General features: G+C 70.7%; 18 protein-coding genes. 10 read left to right on the top strand and 8 right to left on the bottom strand.

Features of this window, described 5'->3' with window-relative positions:
• Positions 1–11: 11 nt before the first annotated feature.
• The 3 genes from ACH4XV_RS27315 to hemL form a co-directional block, all read right to left on the bottom strand.
• Positions 12–614: a TlpA family protein disulfide reductase gene (locus ACH4XV_RS27315; RefSeq protein WP_395794192.1), complete on the bottom strand. Its 603-nt coding sequence runs from the start codon at positions 612–614 to the stop codon at positions 12–14.
• 100 nt (positions 615–714) lie between these two features.
• Entirely contained in the window at positions 715–1,395 is a 681-nt protein-coding gene (locus ACH4XV_RS27310) for a histidine phosphatase family protein (RefSeq protein ID WP_078976776.1), read from the bottom strand.
• A gap of 2 nt (positions 1,396–1,397) precedes the next feature.
• Entirely contained in the window at positions 1,398–2,714 is a 1,317-nt protein-coding gene (hemL, locus tag ACH4XV_RS27305) for a glutamate-1-semialdehyde 2,1-aminomutase (RefSeq protein WP_395794190.1), read from the bottom strand.
• Positions 2,715–3,026: 312 nt separating this feature from the next.
• Between hemL and ACH4XV_RS27300 the strand changes: the two genes are divergently transcribed.
• From ACH4XV_RS27300 to ACH4XV_RS27275, 6 genes are all read left to right on the top strand, one after another.
• Complete coding sequence (locus ACH4XV_RS27300; RefSeq protein WP_395794188.1) at positions 3,027–3,998, top strand: hypothetical protein; 972 nt, start codon at positions 3,027–3,029, stop codon at positions 3,996–3,998.
• 220 nt (positions 3,999–4,218) lie between these two features.
• A complete protein-coding gene (locus tag ACH4XV_RS27295; RefSeq protein WP_126640807.1) occupies positions 4,219–4,650 on the top strand; it encodes a hypothetical protein in 432 nt (143 codons plus the stop codon).
• Positions 4,651–4,766: 116 nt separating this feature from the next.
• Positions 4,767–5,456 (top strand): helix-turn-helix domain-containing protein, encoded by a 690-nt coding sequence (locus tag ACH4XV_RS27290; RefSeq protein ID WP_395794186.1) that lies wholly within the window; start codon positions 4,767–4,769, stop codon positions 5,454–5,456.
• Positions 5,457–5,499: 43 nt separating this feature from the next.
• Positions 5,500–6,438, top strand: a complete 939-nt coding sequence (locus tag ACH4XV_RS27285; protein WP_395794184.1) for a TauD/TfdA dioxygenase family protein — start codon at positions 5,500–5,502, stop codon at positions 6,436–6,438.
• Between the two features lie 222 nt (positions 6,439–6,660).
• Entirely contained in the window at positions 6,661–7,572 is a 912-nt protein-coding gene (locus ACH4XV_RS27280; RefSeq protein WP_395794182.1) for a helix-turn-helix domain-containing protein, read from the top strand.
• Positions 7,573–7,967: 395 nt separating this feature from the next.
• Positions 7,968–8,090, top strand: coding sequence for a hypothetical protein (locus tag ACH4XV_RS27275; RefSeq protein ID WP_020556480.1), 123 nt, complete (start codon positions 7,968–7,970; stop codon positions 8,088–8,090).
• A 105-nt stretch (positions 8,091–8,195) separates the two neighbouring features.
• On the opposite strand, the gene ACH4XV_RS27270 is transcribed toward ACH4XV_RS27275, so the two are convergent.
• From ACH4XV_RS27270 to ACH4XV_RS27250, 5 genes are all read right to left on the bottom strand, one after another.
• Entirely contained in the window at positions 8,196–8,384 is a 189-nt protein-coding gene (locus ACH4XV_RS27270; RefSeq protein ID WP_395794180.1) for a DUF397 domain-containing protein, read from the bottom strand.
• Between the two features lie 311 nt (positions 8,385–8,695).
• Entirely contained in the window at positions 8,696–9,556 is an 861-nt protein-coding gene (locus tag ACH4XV_RS27265) for a hypothetical protein (RefSeq protein ID WP_395794178.1), read from the bottom strand.
• Between the two features lie 114 nt (positions 9,557–9,670).
• A complete protein-coding gene (locus ACH4XV_RS27260) occupies positions 9,671–11,365 on the bottom strand; it encodes a serine/threonine protein kinase (RefSeq protein WP_395794176.1) in 1,695 nt (564 codons plus the stop codon).
• Positions 11,366–11,494: 129 nt separating this feature from the next.
• The gene (locus ACH4XV_RS27255; protein WP_395794174.1) at positions 11,495–12,667 is read right to left on the bottom strand and encodes a cytochrome P450; all 1,173 of its coding nucleotides are present in this window, start codon (positions 12,665–12,667) and stop codon (positions 11,495–11,497) included.
• Between the two features lie 18 nt (positions 12,668–12,685).
• A complete protein-coding gene (locus ACH4XV_RS27250; RefSeq protein ID WP_395794172.1) occupies positions 12,686–13,312 on the bottom strand; it encodes a TetR/AcrR family transcriptional regulator in 627 nt (208 codons plus the stop codon).
• A 212-nt stretch (positions 13,313–13,524) separates the two neighbouring features.
• Between ACH4XV_RS27250 and ACH4XV_RS27245 the strand changes: the two genes are divergently transcribed.
• From ACH4XV_RS27245 to ACH4XV_RS27230, 4 genes are read left to right on the top strand one after another with little or no spacing between them, the layout of a single operon-like run.
• Positions 13,525–14,700, top strand: coding sequence for a CaiB/BaiF CoA transferase family protein (locus ACH4XV_RS27245; RefSeq protein WP_395794171.1), 1,176 nt, complete (start codon positions 13,525–13,527; stop codon positions 14,698–14,700).
• 35 nt (positions 14,701–14,735) lie between these two features.
• Positions 14,736–15,440 (top strand): nitroreductase family protein, encoded by a 705-nt coding sequence (locus tag ACH4XV_RS27240; RefSeq protein ID WP_395794169.1) that lies wholly within the window; start codon positions 14,736–14,738, stop codon positions 15,438–15,440.
• A complete protein-coding gene (locus ACH4XV_RS27235; RefSeq protein WP_395794167.1) occupies positions 15,437–16,345 on the top strand; it encodes an SDR family oxidoreductase in 909 nt (302 codons plus the stop codon). Before ACH4XV_RS27240 ends, ACH4XV_RS27235 begins: the two co-directional genes overlap by 4 nt.
• 2 nt (positions 16,346–16,347) lie before the next feature.
• Positions 16,348–17,982 carry an acyl-CoA synthetase gene (locus tag ACH4XV_RS27230; protein WP_395794165.1) on the top strand — a complete coding sequence of 545 codons (1,635 nt, stop codon included), beginning with the start codon at positions 16,348–16,350 and terminating at the stop codon, positions 17,980–17,982.
• The last annotated feature ends 331 nt before the right edge of the window (positions 17,983–18,313 follow it).

Below are 18,313 nucleotides of genomic sequence, written 5' to 3'. Positions count from 1 at the left end.
AAGCACCGCGATCAGACCTTCTCGTTCAGCACGGGGTCGATCATCGAGCGCAGTTCGTCGATGGTGACCGCACGCAGCACCCGGGCCGCGATCCGACCCTCACGGTCGATGATCAGCGTGCTGGGGATGGCGTTCGGGTTCAGGCTCCCGGTGAACTTCAGGATCTCGCGCGCGTCCGGATCCCACAGGCTCGGGTAGGTGATGCCCTTGCTCGCGGTGAACGCGAGCGCGTTGTCCTGGGTGGCGTCGCGGGTGTTGATGCCGAGGAACTGCACGCCCTTGTCGGCGTTCTCGGTGTGCGCCTGCTGGAAGTCGGCGGCCTCGGCCCGACACGGCGGGCACCACGAGCCCCACACGTTCAGGACCACGACCTTGCCCTTGAAGTCGGCGAGGCTGATGTCCCTGCCCTCCAGCGTCTTGCCGGCGACCTTGGGGGCCGACTTGCGCTCGCCCTGCTTCGCCCGCGCGATGCCGCTGCTGTCGTTGTCGACATAGCCCTTGCCGTCGCCGCCGCTGCTCTTGCCGCCGGCGCTCATCCCGCCACAACCGGTGAGGGCGAGCAGGGCCGCGGCGGTGAGCAGTGCGGCACGACGAGGGAGGCGGCGTGTGAGCATGTGAAAAGTTTCGCATGCCCTCACGACCGCTCCACTCGGGGTCCGTCGTGCCGCCGACACCGCTTTAAATCATCCCGATTCGTCCCAAATAAATAGGGGGCTATGCCCCGAAGCTCTTGTTTTGCTTCTTGCCCGCGAGCTTGGCCGGCAGCAGGTCGCGAGCGGGCTCGCTGTAGCCGACGGAGACGATCTTGTCGCCCTCGTAGGTGAACGTGGTGAGCGAGGCGAGCGAGCACTGCCGGTTGCGCGGGTCGTGCCACAGGCGTCGCCGCTCGACGAACGAGCGGGTCACCCAGATCGGCAACTGGTGGCTCACACACACCGCCTCGTGCCCGCGCGCGGCGTCCCGGGCCGCACCGAGCGCGCCCATCATCCGCACCACCTGCTCGATGTACGGCTCGCCCCACGAGGGCTTGAACGGGTTGGTGAGGTGCTTCCAGTGCCCCGGGTTGCGCAGCGAACCGTCGCCGACCCCGAAGGTCTTGCCCTGGAAGATGTTCTCCGCCTCGATCAGGCGATCGTCGGTGGCGATCTCCAGGGAGTGCCGGCCGGCGATCGGCGCGGCGGTCTCCTGGGCGCGCTCCAGCGGCGAGGAGACCACGTGCGTGATGTCGCGCCCGGCCAGGTGGTCGGCCACCCGCTCGGCCATCTTCAGGCCCAGCTCCGACAGGTGGTAGTCGGGCAGGCGGCCGTACAGGATGCCGTGCGGATTGTGCACCTCGCCGTGGCGCATGAGGTGGACGATCGTCACGTCGCGGTTGGTCTGCGGCTTCTGAGCCATCGTCAGTTCTCCTGGGCACTCGCTGCGGCGCGGGCTGCGGCCGGCAGCGCGTCGAGGATACGGTTCACGGCCGCGTCGTCGTGGGCGGCCGAGAGGAACCACGCCTCGAAGGCGCTCGGCGGCAGGTACACGCCCGCGTCCAGCATCGCGTGGAAGAACGGGCCGAAGCGGAACGACTCCTGGGTGCGCGCCTGGTCGTAGTCGTGCACCGGCGCGTCGGTGAAGAAGATCGAGAACATGTTCCCGGCGGTGGACACCGTGTGCGCGACGCCCTCCTTGGCCAGTGCCGCCGACACCTCGGTGCGCAGCGCGAGCGAGACCCGGTCAAGGTGCTTGTACACCGCGTCGGTGCAGTGCCGCAGCGTGGTCACGCCGGCGGCGGTGGCCACCGGGTTCCCCGACAGCGTGCCGGCCTGGTACACCGGACCCAGCGGGGCCAGCTGGGACATCACGTCGGAGCGCCCGCCGAAGGCCGCCGCCGGGAAACCGCCGCCCATCACCTTGCCGAAGGTGATCAGGTCCGGGACCACACCCTCCAGGCCGAACCAGCCGGCCTTGGACACCCGGAAGCCGGTCATCACCTCGTCGGAGACGAACAGCGCGCCGTGCCGCTCGCACAGCGCCTTGATCCCGGCGTTGAAGCCCGGACGCGGGGTGACCACACCCATGTTGCCCGGCGCGGCCTCGGTGATCACGCAGGCGATCTCGGTGCCGTGCGCGGCGAAGGCCGACTCGACCGCGGTGAGGTCGTTGTACGGGAGCACGATCGTGTCGGCGGCCGAGGCGCCGGTGACCCCGGGCGTGTCGGGCAGGGCGAAGGTGGCCAGGCCGGAGCCCGCCGCGGCGAGCAGCGCGTCGACGTGACCGTGGTAACACCCGGCGAACTTCACCACCTTGGCCCGGCCGGTGAAGCCGCGCGCCAGCCGGATCGCGGACATGGTCGCCTCGGTGCCGGAGCTGACCAGGCGGACCTGCTCGACCGGGGCGATCCGGGAGACGATCTCCTCGGCGAGTTCGACCTCGCCGGCCCCGGGTGTGCCGAAGGACGTGCCGCGCGCGACCGCCTCGCGGACGGCCTCCTGGACGGCGGGGTGCACGTGACCCAGGATCATCGGGCCCCACGAGCAGACCAGGTCCACGTACTCGCGGCCGTCCGCGTCGGTCAGGTACGGACCGGTGCCGGAGACCATGAAGCGGGGTGTGCCGCCGACCGCGCGGAAGGCGCGCACCGGCGAGTTGACACCGCCGGGGGTGACGGCCCGGGCGCGTGCGAACAGGGCGGCGGAGGCGGGTGCGGGGTTCTCGTTGGCAGAGCTCACCCGGCCATGCTCTCAAACAAATCCGGACCCGCTCCGCTCCCCGCCGCGGCGCCGGGGAGCGGCGGGTCGACGGCGACCGGAGCGGGTGTGCGCGGATTCGCGTTGGTTCCCGGGGATCCGGGAAGCGAAACCGGGGGTATGGCGCAGTATGATCGGACCACCCGGACTCGTGCCCACGGGTGAGGCATGTCCGGTGGGGTGCAGCACGACGATCGGGGTGCGCGCGTGGCGGCGAGAACACGTCGGAGTGGGCGGTCCGGGCGACGCGGGCGGATAGCCGGCGGCCTCGTTCCGACACTGGCGACGCTGCTGATGCTGGCAGGGACGGCGGCGTGCGGCGGCGGCTCCCACGACGCCGGGTCCACGGGCCTGCGCGGTGCGCTGGACGGGGTGCGCGACGACGCGTCGACCCGGGGCTGGTTCGAATACGGCGACACCGCCGCGATCGCCAAGGCCAACGGCGGCACCGCCACGACCGGACCGTACGGCGCGCTGCTCGGCACCGGTTATCCCGATCTGGCCGCGATGGGGCCCCAGGTGGCGCCGGCGCTCGGCTTCGATCCGGCGAAGACGAACGAGGCGTGGTCGGCGGGTCGGCCGCCGCAGCAGGGCGGGGTGATCTCCGGCGGCTTCGACAAGGGCGCGGTGATCGGCAAGCTGAAGGAGTTGGGCGGCAAGCCGGACCCGACCGCGGCGAGCGTGTACCGCCTGCGCGCCGACAACGAGTTGTCCGTCGACGACGCGCTGGCACGGAAACTGCCGTCGGTGGTCGACCACTTCAACGCGGTGCGGGTCGCCGACCGACAGATCGGCTACGGCTCGACCCTGCTCGGCGCCGACCTGTCCCGGGGCGGCGCCCGACTCGGCGCCGACCCGACCGCCCGCGCGCTGGCCGCCTGCCTGGACCGGCCGCTGGCCGCGGTGCTCACCGACCGCGCCGGCGGTGGCGAGCAGCCGAGCGGGCCCCGGATCGCGGTGGGTGTGACGGGCAAGGCCGGCGTGCCCGGAACGAACGTGCTGTGCGTGGCCCGGGAATCGGAACAGGCCGCCCGGGCCGAGGCGGACCGGCTGCGCGGGGTGTTCACCGGCGGCGAGCCGACCGCGCAGGGTGTGCCGTGGAACGCGATGCTCACCGACGTCCGGGCCGAGGTGGTCGGCACGAACGTGGTGAAGATCACCGCGCGTTCGGCGGGTTCGGTGCGAACAGGGGTTTTCGTCAAGGCGTTGAACGACATGTCGCTCGCGCGGATCTTCGCGGGCGGGCCGCCTGGCCGGGAGTCCTGACGCATGCCGGCGCGGCACCGGTTCCGAGTGGTGCACACCTGTTACCCAACCGCGGTATGGGAAGCCCGCGCGACCTGCGACGATCTTCAACGAGTCCCCCCGATCCCCCTCGGATCGAAACAAGCGAGCAGACCGAGACAAGCGAGCAGGGAGCGATGGCGTCGGGCGCCACGGGTGTGCGCACGTGTCACGGAACCGACCATGGTCGGGAGGTGCACACGTGGGCGTGACATATGAGTACTTCGGCGCACCCGATCGCGCGACCGCCGCGCGGGTGCCACCGCTGATCGATCCGACCGACACGGTCGAACGCCCCACCAATTCCTACGTGTCGATCGTGAAGCCGGAGACGGTCAGCGCGATGGTGTTGTCGCTGCTCGGGGACACCCCGCCCGACGCGACGCCACCGCTCGAGCTGGTCGTGCTGCATCCCGCGCACGCGGTGATGCAGTTGCCGCCGATGCTGATGGACGTGCTGCGCAACGCGACCGAGGAGGAGTTGGGCGCGGCGGCCTTCATCTGGTCGACGTTCCCGGATCGTCGGGTGCCGCGCGACGCGTATCTGCTGTATCGGATGTTGCACGACTGGACCAAGTTCGCCCGCGATCTGCACCACGCGGGGCACCAGTTGTACTGCCTGATGCACTCCTGAGCGCCCGCCGCCGGGGTGCGGCGGGCCCGGTACGACGGGCGGATCCGACGGGGATACGGCCAGCGGATTCGATTAACCCACTTGAGTTATCAACCCACGCGGTTTAACGTGCGGCCATGACAGGGACGCACGGCGCTTCGGCGTCGGACCGCGGCGCCGGCGCACGCCTTTTGATGATCGAGGCGGCGGAGCGGCTGTTCGCCGAACGCGGCATCAACGGGGTCTCGCTGCGCGAGATCGGCGCCCAGGCCGGGCAGCGCAACACCGCCGCCGCGCGCTACCACTTCGGGTCGAAGGAGGCCCTGGTGGACGCGGTCTTCCGGCATCGGATGGAGCCGGTGAACGCGCGGCGCCTGGCGATGCTGGACGAACTCGACGCCACCGGACGCGGATACGACGCCCGGGGCCTGGTCGAGGCGTTCCTGTACCCGCTCGCCGACACTCTCGGCGAGGTCGGCAAGCCCAGTTGGTATCTGCGCTTTTGTGTGCACGCGGCCTTCCTGGAGGGCACCGCCATCCGCGATCTCGCCCGCGAGGAGTGGACGCGCGGCATCCACACCGTGCGCGAGCGCATGCTCGGCCTGCTCGCCGAGTTGCCCGCGCAACTGCGCGACGACCGCTGGCTGTTGATGTCGTCCTACCTCACCCACGCCCTCGCCGACCGCGAGATGGCGCTGCACCACCCCGGCCGGCACACCCCGACCGCTCGGGAGCTCTTCCTGGCGGGTTTGACCGACACCGCCGTCGCGCTCTATCTGGCCCCGGTCTCCGCCCGGACCGCGGCCGCGCTCGACCCATCCGCATAGCGGTCCCGCCACGGGACCTCGCTTCGGCTCAGGAGGTTCGGCCATGACGAGCATCATCGACCAGCCCACGTACGAGGACCCCACCCCCGCCACGGCCGCCGCGCTCGGCCTCCAAGTGCGGCCGATGGCCGGGCACATCGGCGCCGAGATCTTCGGTGTCGACCTGTCCCGGCCGCTGAGCGCCGAGCTGGTCGCCGAGATCCGGGCGATCTGGCTGAAGTGGAAGGTGGTGTTCTTCCGCGACCAGCACCTGACCCAGGAACAGCACAAGGCGTTCGGCCGCGCCTTCGGCGAACTCGCCCCCGGACACCCGACGTTGCCCGCCGCCTTCCCCGAACACCCGGAGATCCTGCTGCTGGACAACCAGCAGTTGGGCATGGGTGGCGGCGGCGGTTTCGTGGAGAGCCGCTGGCACACCGACGTGACGTTCATCCCCGACCCGCCGACCGCGTCGATCCTGCGCGGGGTGATCGTGCCGCCGTACGGCGGCGACACCCAGTGGGCCAATCTGGCCCTGGCCTACGAGCGACTGTCCGACCCGCTCAAGGAGTTGGTCGACGGACTGCACGCGGTGCACCACAACGCGCTGCCGATCAAGCGCGGCGAAATGCAGAGCAAGTTGGGCAGGCAGTTCCTGGGCGATGGGCTGCGCGCGGTGCACCCGGTCGTGCGGGTGCACCCGGAGACCGGCGAGAAGGTGTTGTTCGTCAACCCGAACTTCACCAGCCACATCCGGGAGTTGACCCGCCAGGAGAGCGCCCACGTGCTGGAGATGCTCTACGCGCACATCGCCGACGCGGAGTTCAGCGTGCGCTTCCGGTGGCAGCCGGGCAGCATCGCGTTCTGGGACAACCGCGCGACGGTGCACCTCGTCCCCACCGACGTGCCGCCGGGCATGCGCCGTTCCATGCAGCGGGTGACCCTCCAGGGTTCGAAGCCGGTCGGCCCCGACGGCGCCGAGTCCTTCGCGCTGGAAGGCTGATCGCCCCCGCGGACCCCGCTCGACCCCCTTGCGCGAACATCCCCGGATCCGGCGCCGCGTCCACCGACCAGGCGCCGGATCCGCACGCTTCGGACCTCGGTGAGGGCTTGTCGCGTCGGCCGATTCGACGCGATGCTGTTCTCCGGGTGGCATTTGTGCACCACCCGTTCTGCGCCCTCGCTGGATGCGAGATCGCTGCCGACAACCTTTGGGGGGCGGCCGATGGGTACACGGGACCCGATGTTCCAGGGACGCAGGCTCCGCGCCCTGCTTCGGCAGACGCGCGAGGCCTGCGGTTACATCCAACGGGACGTTGCGCTGGAGATGGATTGGTCGCTCTCCAAGCTGATCCGGATCGAAACCGGTCAGGTCAACATCTCGACCACCGACCTCAAGGCGCTGCTCCAGCACTACGGCGTGGTGGAGCCGGCCCGGGTCGCCGAGTTCATCGACATGGCCAGGGCGTCGAAGCAGCGCAGTTGGTGGTATGCCTACCGGAACATCCTCACCGCGGAGGCGAAGGTCTTCCTCGGCTACGAATCCTCGGCCACGGTCATCCGCAACTTCGAACCGATCCTGGTCCCCGGCCTGTTACAGACCGAGGAATACTCGCGCGAGGTGCTCCGGGTGATGACGCCGGCCGGTCCCGCGCTGGACGAGAACGTCGCCCTGCGGATGGACCGGCAGGAGCGGCTGATGCGCCCCGACGGGCCCACACTGCACTTCATCGTCGACGAGAGCGTGATGCATCGCGCGGTCGGCAGCCCGGCGGTCATGCGCAACCAGATCCGCCGCATCCGCAAGTACGCGGAGTGGCCCAACATCACGATCCGGGTGGTGCCGTTCGAGTCCGGGTTGTACCACCGGGCCCGCATCGCCTACCAGCTCATGGAGTTCCCCGACCTCGAGGACGAGGCGGTGCTGTTCATCGAGACCCCCTCCGGCAACATCGTCATCCGCGAGGGCAACCCGGAGGATCCGCCGACCGTTTCCCCGCTCTCCTACCTGGAGACGTTCTGGGGCCTCGAACAACTCGCGTCGCGAGAACACGCGCCGGCGATGCTGGACGCCGCGCTCGAACGCTTCGCACCGGGCTCGACCCCGCCACCCACCGGCATCGATCCCCCGGATTAGAGGGTGTACCGGACGTTGTGGCAGCAGGCCGGCCGACAGCACGCGCGCTGCCAGGACGCGAGTTGATTACATGCCAAGAGCCACTTGGCTGATTGCACATCCCTGCGCATAATGACAGGTACGTATCCGTTGCTCGATGTCGATGAGCAGCACGGTTTCGCAGCGGCCACTGCGAGGCTTCGAACGAGTTGTCCCGAGGTCAGTTTTTATGACTTATCGGGACAACTCGTTCTTTTTTGCGTGGGACCACGCATAGCAGACTCGACTCACTCTGGCGAAAGCGGACATCCGCATGCACAATCACAGATGAGGGCAACAACGCCGTCCTCCCCGCCCTTGCACGGTACACACCGTCTACATGAAAGGACGCCTGATCGGGGAAAGGAGGTGAACTCGTGCAGGACGACTTCGAGAGGATGCTCCGCGTGATCTTTCTGCTGGTAGCCGTGGCCGCGGTGACAGCGGGAGCGCTTTATTACACGCTCCGGGCCGCCGGACTGCTCACCCTCATCGGGTAACGGATACCAAACCCGTCCTCGGGCCCTGCGCCCATATCAATCGCGGCCTGCCGAACGGCAGGCCGCCTCACGTATCGGCGTGCAAAGTCGCCGGGAGCGACCGGATCAGTTCGCCGAACGACCGGTTGCATGGAGAAACGAACCCCAGGACCCGGCCCCGAAAGCCAGCCGCGACACCGGCGCCTTCGAGTCCCTGACCTCGACCTCGTCCCGGCGCCTGGCCTCGACACAGTTCACGTCCGCGCTCTTGGTGCTCTTGCGCCATGCGCTTCCCAGCGGCTCGAACTCCGCCATGCATTGCCTCCGAAAAGAGCCGATGAGAATAGGTGGGCCGGCAGCCGGATGATTCCGTGCAGGGTGATTCCATGCAGGGTGGACACCTCTGCGGGTTGACCGGCTTCGAGGGCGCGCGCACAGCTTAGCGCCTGTTGTCGGCCACGGCGTTGCATACACCCTGGGCCGTACGCGTGAAATCCGGCCGGCTCGCCCGAGTGGCGAATAGCCAGGTGTCGGATTGCCGTGTCGCTCACCTGTTCGCAGCATTCGACGACCCGGGTCGCCTATTGCCCGCGGTATTGGCCGACGAAAAGCTGGAATTCGGAACATCAGGGGCCGGACCCGGGCTTTCCCAGTCGTTTCCGGAGGGTGTCGACCAACAGGAGGAAGCCGTCCGTGGGCGGCGCCTTCACCGGACCGATGGTCGTTTCCTGCACCACCGCCACCACCGGGCCGTTGCGCACGACGCCGAAGTCCGCGTACTGGTCCTCGCCACTGACCAGTCCCTGGATCCGCCAGGCGGAGCCCTCCGCGTTCAACGCCGTGATCCGCAACGAGCCGTCGGCCATCGCGTTGGGTCGGTTGCTCGCCGGGCAGGGGCCGGCGAGTCCGCCGGTGAAGTCGGCCACCGCCACCACGGCCGTGCGCTCGTCCGGGTAGCGGACCAGCCGCACCAGGCCGCCGCCCTGTCCGTCGTGCCGGTACAGCCGTTCCTCGGTCTGTACCGCGCCGAGGCCGGCGATCGTGTCGGAGGCACACGGACCCAGCTCCTCGCCCATCGCCTCCCGGGTCTCCACCACCCGCCAGTTGTCGTAGATCCCGGCCACCGCCGGGAACTCCTGGGCGGTCGGGTAGAAGGTCTCGCTCAACGTGGTGGGCGGACCGGCCGAGGTCACCGTCGGGGACGGGGGCACGCTCGGGGTCACGGCCGCCTGTTCCCGGTGCGTCGGCTTCGCGTCGTCGCCGCCGAATCCGGTGCTCGCCAGGGTCACCCCACCCGCGACCACCACCAGCGAGGCGACCGTGGCCAGGACCCGGTTGCGCAGCCGCCGACGGCGCACCACCCGGTGGATCCCGGCGACGGGCGGCAGCGGCACCTGCGGGGCGAGTTCGACCACGAGTTCGCGAAAACGCTCGTCGAGCACGTCGGCGCCGTGCTCGTCGTCCGCGTTCTCAGGGCTGTGCCGCATGTCCGAACTCGCCATCCCCCACTCGACCGGGCATTACCGGCCCGACGGCCGTTCCGCATTCGACAGGTGTCCAGTTTGACGCATGGGTCGGGAACGATGGTTCCCGACCGGGGGTCAGCCCTTCTTCTTCAGCTCTCCCCTGGAGGTCGAGGTCAGCAGGCTTTCCCCCGGCGACTCGTAGGACATCGTGGTCGGCGTCAGCTGTTTGACGAAGACCCGGCCGTCCACGCAGCCCTTGTTGTGGGTCAGATGGCTGGTCAGTTCGACGCCCTTGTCCGCGGACACCGACAGCAGTTCCAGGTCGGCGTCGCACTCGGCCGGGGTGCCGCCGACCGGTGTACCGGTCAGGGTGGTGACGCCGACCTTCTTGTCTCCCACCCTGCCGCCGGTCAGCGTGACGGTGACCTGCGTGGAACTGCCGAGGTCCGAGGTCGTCGTGCCGGTCCAGGTGCCGAGGTAGGACTGCGGGACGGTGTCCGTCGAGGACGACGGCGCCCCCGATGTGTCCTGGTGGCCGGCCGCCGTCGGCTTGTCCTTGTCGCCGCCACCGTGCCACAGCAGCGCCGCCGTGGTGCCGCCGGCGACCAGCAGCACGACGACGAGCGCATACACCCACGGGGCGATCCGGCGCGCGTGCTTCGGGGGTGGCGTGTGCTCCGGCACGTATGTCTCGGGCGCGCCGGGTAACGCAGACGCGCCCGGCGACTGCGGAATCGGGGACCGCGGGATCCGGGACTGTGGGGTCGACGCATCCGAGGACGGCGGCGGGGACCCCGGCGGGGCGTACGCCGCTCCGACCGACTCCGCCGGGCCATGCGTCGGCCCTGTCGGCTCCGTCGGCGCCCCCGCCGGCCGGTCGTCCCACGTGGGCGATCCGCTGCCGGTCGCCACGAACCCGCGCGCGTCCTGCGGCCCGTCCTCGTCCAGGTCCAGGAGTTCGACCGCGCGGCGGGACAGCGCGGTGGTCAGGTCCGCCGGCAGCCAGTTCCCCGCGACCAGGTCGCCCGTACCCTCCGGTGCCAGTGCCGCCAGCACCTCGGCCGGGCTCGGCCGGGATCCGGCGTGTTTGGTCAGGCACGCCACGACCACCTCGCGCAACCACGCCGGCAGCCCGTCCAGGCGCGGCTCCTGGGCCACGATCCGGTACATCAGCGCCTGGCCGCTGCCCTCGCCGAACGGCCCGGTACCGGTCGCCGCGAAGACCAGGACCGAGCCGAGCGAGAACACGTCGCTGGCCGGGCCGATGTCGCGCCCGTCGACCTGCTCCGGCGACATGAAGCCCGGTGAGCCGACGGTGTGCCCGGTCCGGGTGAGCACCGAGGCGTCCATCGCGCGCGAGATGCCGAAGTCGATCACGCGCGGCCCGTCCAGGGACAGCAGCACGTTCGACGGTTTGATGTCGCGGTGCACCAGGCCCGCCGCGTGGATCGCGGTCAGCGCCTCGGCCAGGCCCGCGCCCAGCGTGCGTACGGTCTCCTCGGGCAGCGGACCGCGGCCCGACACCGCCTCGTACACACTGGGTCCGGCCACGTAGCCGGTGACCACCCAGGGTGTGTCCGCCTCGGTGTCCGCGTCCAGGACGGGCGCGGTCCACGCGCCGCCGACCCGCCGTGCGGCGTCCACCTCGCGCCGGAATCGCTCGCGAAATCCCGGGTCGTCCGCCCACTCGGAGCGCACCACCTTGATCGCGACCACCCGGCCGCCCGGGTTGCGGCCGAGGTAGACCCGGCCCATCCCGCCCGCCCCCAGCACGCGAAGCACCCGGTATCCGCCGATCCGCCGCGGATCCGCGGGTTCGAGCGGTTTCACGGCGCCCCCCTCGTCGTCCGGCAGTTGGCCCGAGAATACGCGGGTGTCCACTTTGCGCGGGCGGATCACGAGCGGTCCGAACCGGATCCGAGGTGCTTCCCTCGCACCGGGATCCGGACCGGAGCGGGCTCAGTACTCCACGTGCAGTTCGACCAGCCCCCGGATGAACGACGACGGCCCGTGCGTGAGCGTGGCGCCGGGCGCCAACCGCAGGTCCGGCAGGCGGCGCAGCAGTTCCTCGAAGGCCACCCGGATCTCCAGCCTGGCCAGCGAGGACCCGAGGCAGAAGTGTGGTCCGCTCCCGAAGGCGATGTGCGGGTTGGGCGAGCGGAAGGCGTCGAAGCGCTCCGGGTCGGCGAACACCTCGGCGTCCCGGTTGGCCGCCCCGTAGAGCATCATCACCGTCGAGTCGGCCGGGATCACCGTCCCGTGCAGTTCCACGTCACGTGTCGTGTGCCGGGCCATGTTGACCACCGGCGACACCCAGCGCAGCGACTCCTCCACGGCGCTCGGGATCAGCGCCGGATCCTCGCGCAATCGGGACAGTTGCCCGGGGTCGGCCAGCAGTGCCGCGATGCCGCCGGATATCACGTTGCGGGTGGTCTCGTTGCCGCCGACGAGCAGCAGCAGGGACTCGCCGATCAGTTCCTCGAAGGACAACTTCCCGCCGTCGATCTCGGCGTCGACCAGGATCCCGATCAGGTCGTCGGAGGGGGTCTTGCGCCGGTCCTCGATCACCCGCGTCGTGTAGGCGACGTATTCGGTGAACGCCTCGCCGGCCTTGTGGCTGAGTTCGCCGCCGTCGGAGAGCATCACCATCACGTCGGCCCAGTGCTGGAGTTGGTCGCGGTGTTCGGCGCCGACCCCGAGCAGTTCGCCGATCAGCGTCATCGGCAGCGGCGCGGAGAAGGCGCGGACCAGCTCCGCGCTGCGCCCGCCGGCGAGCATCGCGTCGATCAGGGAGGTCACGATGTCCCGGACGTGGTCCTCCATCGCGGCGATCTGCCGGGGCGTGAAGCCCTTCGAGACCAGCTTGCGGCGGCGGTAGTGCAGCGGGTCGTCGGAGTCGATCATCGACGGTTGCGGGTAGCCGAGCGGGCGCGAGCCCTTGGCCGAGGAGAACAGTTCCGGGTTGCGCTCGGCCCAGGACAGGTCGGCGTGGCGGGTCAGTCCCCAGACGCCGGCGCGTTCGCTGTAGTACACCGGCGCGTGCTCGCGCAGCCAGGCGTAGTCGGCGTACGGGTCACCGGCGTACCAGTCCCGATCGAGCAGATGGATGTCGCGGATCGCGGGAGTCGTCACGGCATACCTCCGGGGTGATCACGTGTCGAGCGGTACGAACAGACGGACGGCGGTGCGCATCAGGTCCTGGACCTCGTCGAGTGCGCGACCGCGGGCGGTGAGGCTGACCAAGCCGGAGAGCAGGACGTGGCCGAGCACCGTCTCTATGTCGTGCCGTCGGGCCGCCGCGGCGCCGTCCACGTCCTCGCCGGGCTCACCGAACGCGAGGCCGGTGATCCGGTGGATGCTCTGGTGGAAGTTCTCCTGGGACTGTCCGGCGGACGGGTCCGGCGCGGTCGCGGCCTGCACCACCGCCTCGGTCAGCAGGCGGTTCTCCGCGCTCACCTCGACGATCCGGCACAGCAGCGCGGCCAGTCGCCCGGCCGGGTCGGCGGGCAGCGGTCGACGGGCGAGTTCGTCGGACAACTCGCCGATCCACAGCGCCGAGACCTCGCTGAGCAGGTGGTTCTTCGAGGTGAAGTAGCGGTACACGGTGGCCCGGGCCACGCCTGCGCGGTCGGCGACATCGTGCATCGTGACGGCGGCGTAGCCCCCTTCCAGGGCGAGATCGCACGCGGCGCGCACCAGCCGCTCGCGCCGCGCCTGCTGGTCGCGGGTGAGCGATCTGGTGAGGGTGATCGTCGATTCGGTACGGGGTTCGGCCACCGGTGAGCCTGTCCTGTGGGGGTCGTGCACGCGGGTCGGGCGGGATGTTCGCGGGCGGTCGGATCGGGCGCCGACTCGTTCCGCGGCGATCTTGCCCACGGATGAGACGGAAGTCTAGTCTGACGTCTCGTCAGATTTACTGAGAACGTGTTCCAGTAATTTCCGGGCCCGTTTCGGACCCGCTTCCGCACCCGATCGACGCCGGAGCCGCCGTGACCGCCACCGCAGGACCGCTCGCGGGAATCCGCGTCGTGGAGTTCGTCGGCCTCGGGCCGGGCCCGTTCTGCGGCATGTTGCTCGCCGATCTCGGCGCCGACGTGTTGCGGATCGACCGCGCCGCCGAGGCCCGCAAGGGCTACGCCAAGCCGCCGCGCAACCCGATGAACCGGGGCAAACACTCGATCGCGCTCGACCTCAAGCACCCGGACGGGGTCGCCTTGGCGCTGCGGTTGTGCGCGGACGCCGACGCGCTGATCGAGCCGTTCCGGCCGGGCGTGATGGAGCGCCTGGGCCTGGGCCCGGACGTGGTCGCCGCGCACAATCCGCGGCTGGTGTACGGCCGGCTCACCGGCTGGGGGCAGACCGGTCCGCTCGCGTCCGCCGCCGGGCACGACATCGACTACATCGCGCTGGCCGGGATGTTGGAGCCGATCGGCCGGGCCGGGCAACCGCCGAGCATTCCGCTCAACCTGGTCGGCGACTTCGGCGGCGGCGGTCTGCTGCTCGCGTTCGGCCTGGTCGCCGCGCTGGTGGAGGCCGGCCGTTCGGGACTCGGGCAGGTGGTGGACGCGGCGATGATCGACGGCGCCGCGACGCTCGGCGCGACCTGGTTCACCATGGGCGCCGCCGGCATGCTCGGCCCGCGCGGCACCAACATGCTCGACGGCGGCGCGCCGTTCTACGACGTGTACGCGACCGAGGACGGCGCCTACGTCGCGGTCGGCGCGATCGAGCCGAGGTTCTGGGCCGAGTTGATCCACCGGCTCGGGCTGGCCGAGGACCCGGTGTTCGCCGACCTCGCCCGGCAACACGATCCGGCGCACTGGCCCGCGATGAAGGCCCGGCTCGCCGAGGTGTTCGCGACCCGCACCCGTGACGCGTGGTGCGCGCTCCTGGAGGGGACCGAGACCTGCTTCGCGCCGGTGCTCGCGCCCGGCGAGGCGCCGGCCCACCCGCACCACGTGGCCCGCGGCACGTTCCTGCACGCCGACGGTCTGCCCGAACCGGCTCCCGCGCCGAGGTTCTCCCGCACCGCCGCCGCCGTCCCCACCCGCCCGGTGCACCCGGGCCCGGCCGCCGCCGGCGGCGACACCGATGCCGCGCTCGCCGCGTGGGGCCTGTCCCCGGCCGAGGTCGAGCACTTCCGGGATGCCGGCGCGGTCGTCTGACGCCGCATCACCACCCAGTACAGGTAAGGGATTCCATGGAACTACACGAGGCGCTGTACAGCACTCGCGCGATGCGCCGGGTGGCCCCGGACGCCATCCCGGAAGCGGTCCAGGCCCGAATCCTGGACGCGGCCGTGCGCGCGCCCAGCGGCGGCAACGCCCAGGCCTGGCGCTTCCTCCTGGTGGACGACCCGGGCGTCAAGGGCCGGCTCGGGCCGCTGTACCGGGAGGCGATGGACGCGTTGTGGACGACCGTGTACGCGTCGCGCGTGGCCGCCGCCGAGGCGGATCCGGACAGCGCGGAGAGCCGGTCGTTCGTCCGGATGCGCCGTTCCTCGCAGTGGCTCGCGGACAACTTCGAGCAGGTTCCGCTGTTCCTGTTCGGCTTCGCCCGGCACGACCCCACCGGCGGCTCGATCTTCCCTGCGGTGTGGAGCGCGATGCTGGCCGCGCGCGCCGAGGGGGTGGGCGGCGCGCTGACCGCGGTACTCGGGATCGCGCACCGCGACGCGGTGGCGGACGTCCTGGGCGTGCCGGCCGACGAGGGCTGGCACATGGCGTGCTGCGTGTCGTTCGGCTACCCGACCGGCACGTGGGGCATCGCACCGCGGACCCCGGCGCACGAGGTGGCCTACCGCAACACCTGGGGCGAGCCGGTCGGCTTCGAGGTGCCGGCACCGCTGTGGCCCGCGGCGGGCGCGGCGTACACCCCCACCGATGTGGAAGGAGCCGGGCGATGAGCGCGGAGAACGTGGCGAGCACCGCGCCGGGCGCGGCGAGTGCGGCGAGTGCGGCGACACGTGCCGAGCCGCCGCTGCGGGGTTCGGTGGCGCTGGTGACCGGCGGGGGCAGCGGGATCGGGCTCGGCTGCGCGCTGCGGTTCGCCGCCGACGGGGCGCATGTGCTGATCGCCGGCCGCAGCGAGGACCGGCTGCGCGGCGCGGTGGCCGAGTTGGAGAAGGTGGCCGCGGCCGGCGTGCGCGTCGGGTACGCGGTGACCGATGTGACCGACGAGGCGCAGGTCGAGGCAGCGGTGGCGGCGGCTGCCGAACTCGGCCCGGTACGCGCGGTGTTGGCCTCCGCCGGGGGCAACTCGACGATGGGCCCGCTGACCCGGATCGACACCGCCAAGTGGCGCGAGACGGTCGAGTTGAACCTGACCGGCACGATGCTCGTGCTCAAGCACACGGCCCGGCTGATGGCGGCGGGCGGCGGCGGCTCGTTCGTGGCCATCTCCTCGATCGCCTCCGCCGTCACGCACCGCTGGTTCGGCGCGTACGGGGTGAGCAAAGCCGGGATCGACCACCTGGTCCGGCTCGCCGCCGACGAACTCGGCGCGAGCGGCGTGCGGGTGAACGGCATCCTGCCCGGCCTGGTGGCCACCGACATGGTCGGCGCGGTCACCGCCGGCGGCCCGGTGCTGGAGGACTACCTGGCCTGCACCCCGCTGGAGCGGGTCGGCCGGGTCGAGGACATCGCCGCGCTCGCGGCGTTCCTGGTGGGCCCCGAGTCGACCTGGATCACCGGCCAGAACATCAACGTGGACGGCGGCCACCACCTGCGCCGCGGACCCGACTTCCGGGCCTTCCTGGAGCCGGTCTTCGGCGCGGACGGCCTGCGCGGCATCGTCGCGGAAGGGAACTGACAATGACCCAGCGGGTGTTCAACCTGGCCGACCTCTTCGAGGTGGTGGTCGACGCGTGTCCGGACCGGCTCGCACTGGTCGCGGGCGAGGTACGGCTGACCTATCGCGAACTGGACGAGCGGGCCAACCGGGCCGCACACGCCTTCGCCTCGGCGGGTCTGCCGGTGGGCGCGCACATCGGCATCTACTCGCGCAACCGCGCCGAGTGGATGGAGGCGATGATCGGCGCGTTCAAGGCGCGGATGGTGCCGATCAACATCAACTTCCGCTACGTGGAAGAGGAACTGCGCTACATCGTGGACAACGCGGACCTCTCGGCCCTGGTCGTCGAGCGCGGCTATCTGCCCAAGGTCGCCGCGGTGCGGGCCGACGCGCCCGCGCTCGGCCCGGTGTTCGTGCTGGCCGACGAGAACGACGACACGCTCGACGCCACGATCGACTACGAGGCGGCGCTCGCGGCCGAGAGCGCCGACCGCGACTTCGGGCCGCGCTCCCCCGACGACCGCTACATGGTCTACACCGGCGGCACCACCGGCTTCCCCAAGGGCGTCGAATGGCGCGCGCACGACATCTTCTGCTCGGCGATGGGCGGCGGGAACTTCGGCGGCGAGCCGATCGCCGACCCCGAACTGCTCGCCGAGAAGGCCAAGGGCGCGCCGCTGGTACAGATGCTGACCACGCCGCTGATGCACGGCAACGGCCAGTGGATCACCTGGATCACCCTGTTCGGCGCGGGCACGGCGGTGTTGTGGACCGGCCCGCGCTACGACCCGGCCGAGATCCTGCGCACCGTCGCCCGCGAGGGCTGCGCGACGATGATGCTGGTCGGCGACGCGATGGCCCGCCCGATCGCGGACGAGTTGGAGAGCGGCGCGTACGCCGTCGACACGCTCAAGGTGATCGGCTCCGGCGGCGCCCTGCTCTCCCCCACGGTCAAGGCCCAACTCACCCGGCTGATCCCCGGCCTGTACATCGCCGACAGCTTCGGCGCCTCGGAGTTCGGCGCGGGCAGCGCGCAGACCGCCGGCGGCCGATTCCCGATGAAGCCGAAGACCGCGATCCTGGGCGAGGACCTGCGCCCGGTGGGAGTGGGCGAGACCGGACGGATGGCCCGCACCGGCCACATCCCGCTCGGCTACTACAAGGACCCGGTCAAGACCGCCGACACCTTCCACGTCGACCCGGACGGCGTGCGCTGGGTGATCCCCGGCGACTACGCCCGCGTCGAGGACGACGGCGACGTAACCCTGCTCGGCCGCGGCTCGGTATGCATCAACACCGGCGGCGAAAAGGTCTTCCCCGAAGAGGTCGAGGGCATCCTCAAGGCCCACCCGGCAATCTACGACGCGGTAGTGGTCGGCCTCCCCGACCCAAGATTCGGCGAACGCGTCACCGCAGTGGTCTCCCTGCGCCCGGCCCACACCATAACCCTGCCCGAACTCACCAATCACACCCAAACCCACCTGGCAGGCTACAAAACCCCCCGAAGCCTGGTAATAGTCCCAGAAATCCCCCGCACCCCAGCCGGAAAGCCCGACTACCGCTGGGCCAAATCCACAGCCCAAACAACAACCACCCCGCAGCCCGCGCCACAATCACACCCAAGCCAACCCAAACCCAGCCCGTCCGGCGCTTGACGACAAGCAGGCCGCAGCCCGGCCCAGAGGCGGCCGGGCACCACACCACCCGCGCCACAAGTACAACCGACGCAACCCAAACCCAGCCCGTCCGGCACTTGAGGACAAGCAGGCCACAGGCCGGCCCGGAGGCACCGGGCAACCCGCAACCCAGCACAGACAACCCAACCCAACCCAAACCCAGCCCGTCCGGCGCTTGAGGACAAGCAGGCCGCAGGCCGGCCCGGAGGCACCGGCACCACGCCACAAGCACAACCAACCCAACCCAAACCCAGCCCGTCCGGCGCTTGAGGACAGGCAGGCCAGGCTCGGCGACACCAACGCGCCACGC

The organism is Embleya sp. NPDC020630 (assembly GCF_044334985.1).
Classification (GTDB): Bacteria; Actinomycetota; Actinomycetes; order Streptomycetales; family Streptomycetaceae; genus Embleya.
The sequence above is the reverse complement of the archived record's forward strand: the minus strand, read 5'-3'. Positions and strand labels throughout refer to the sequence as shown.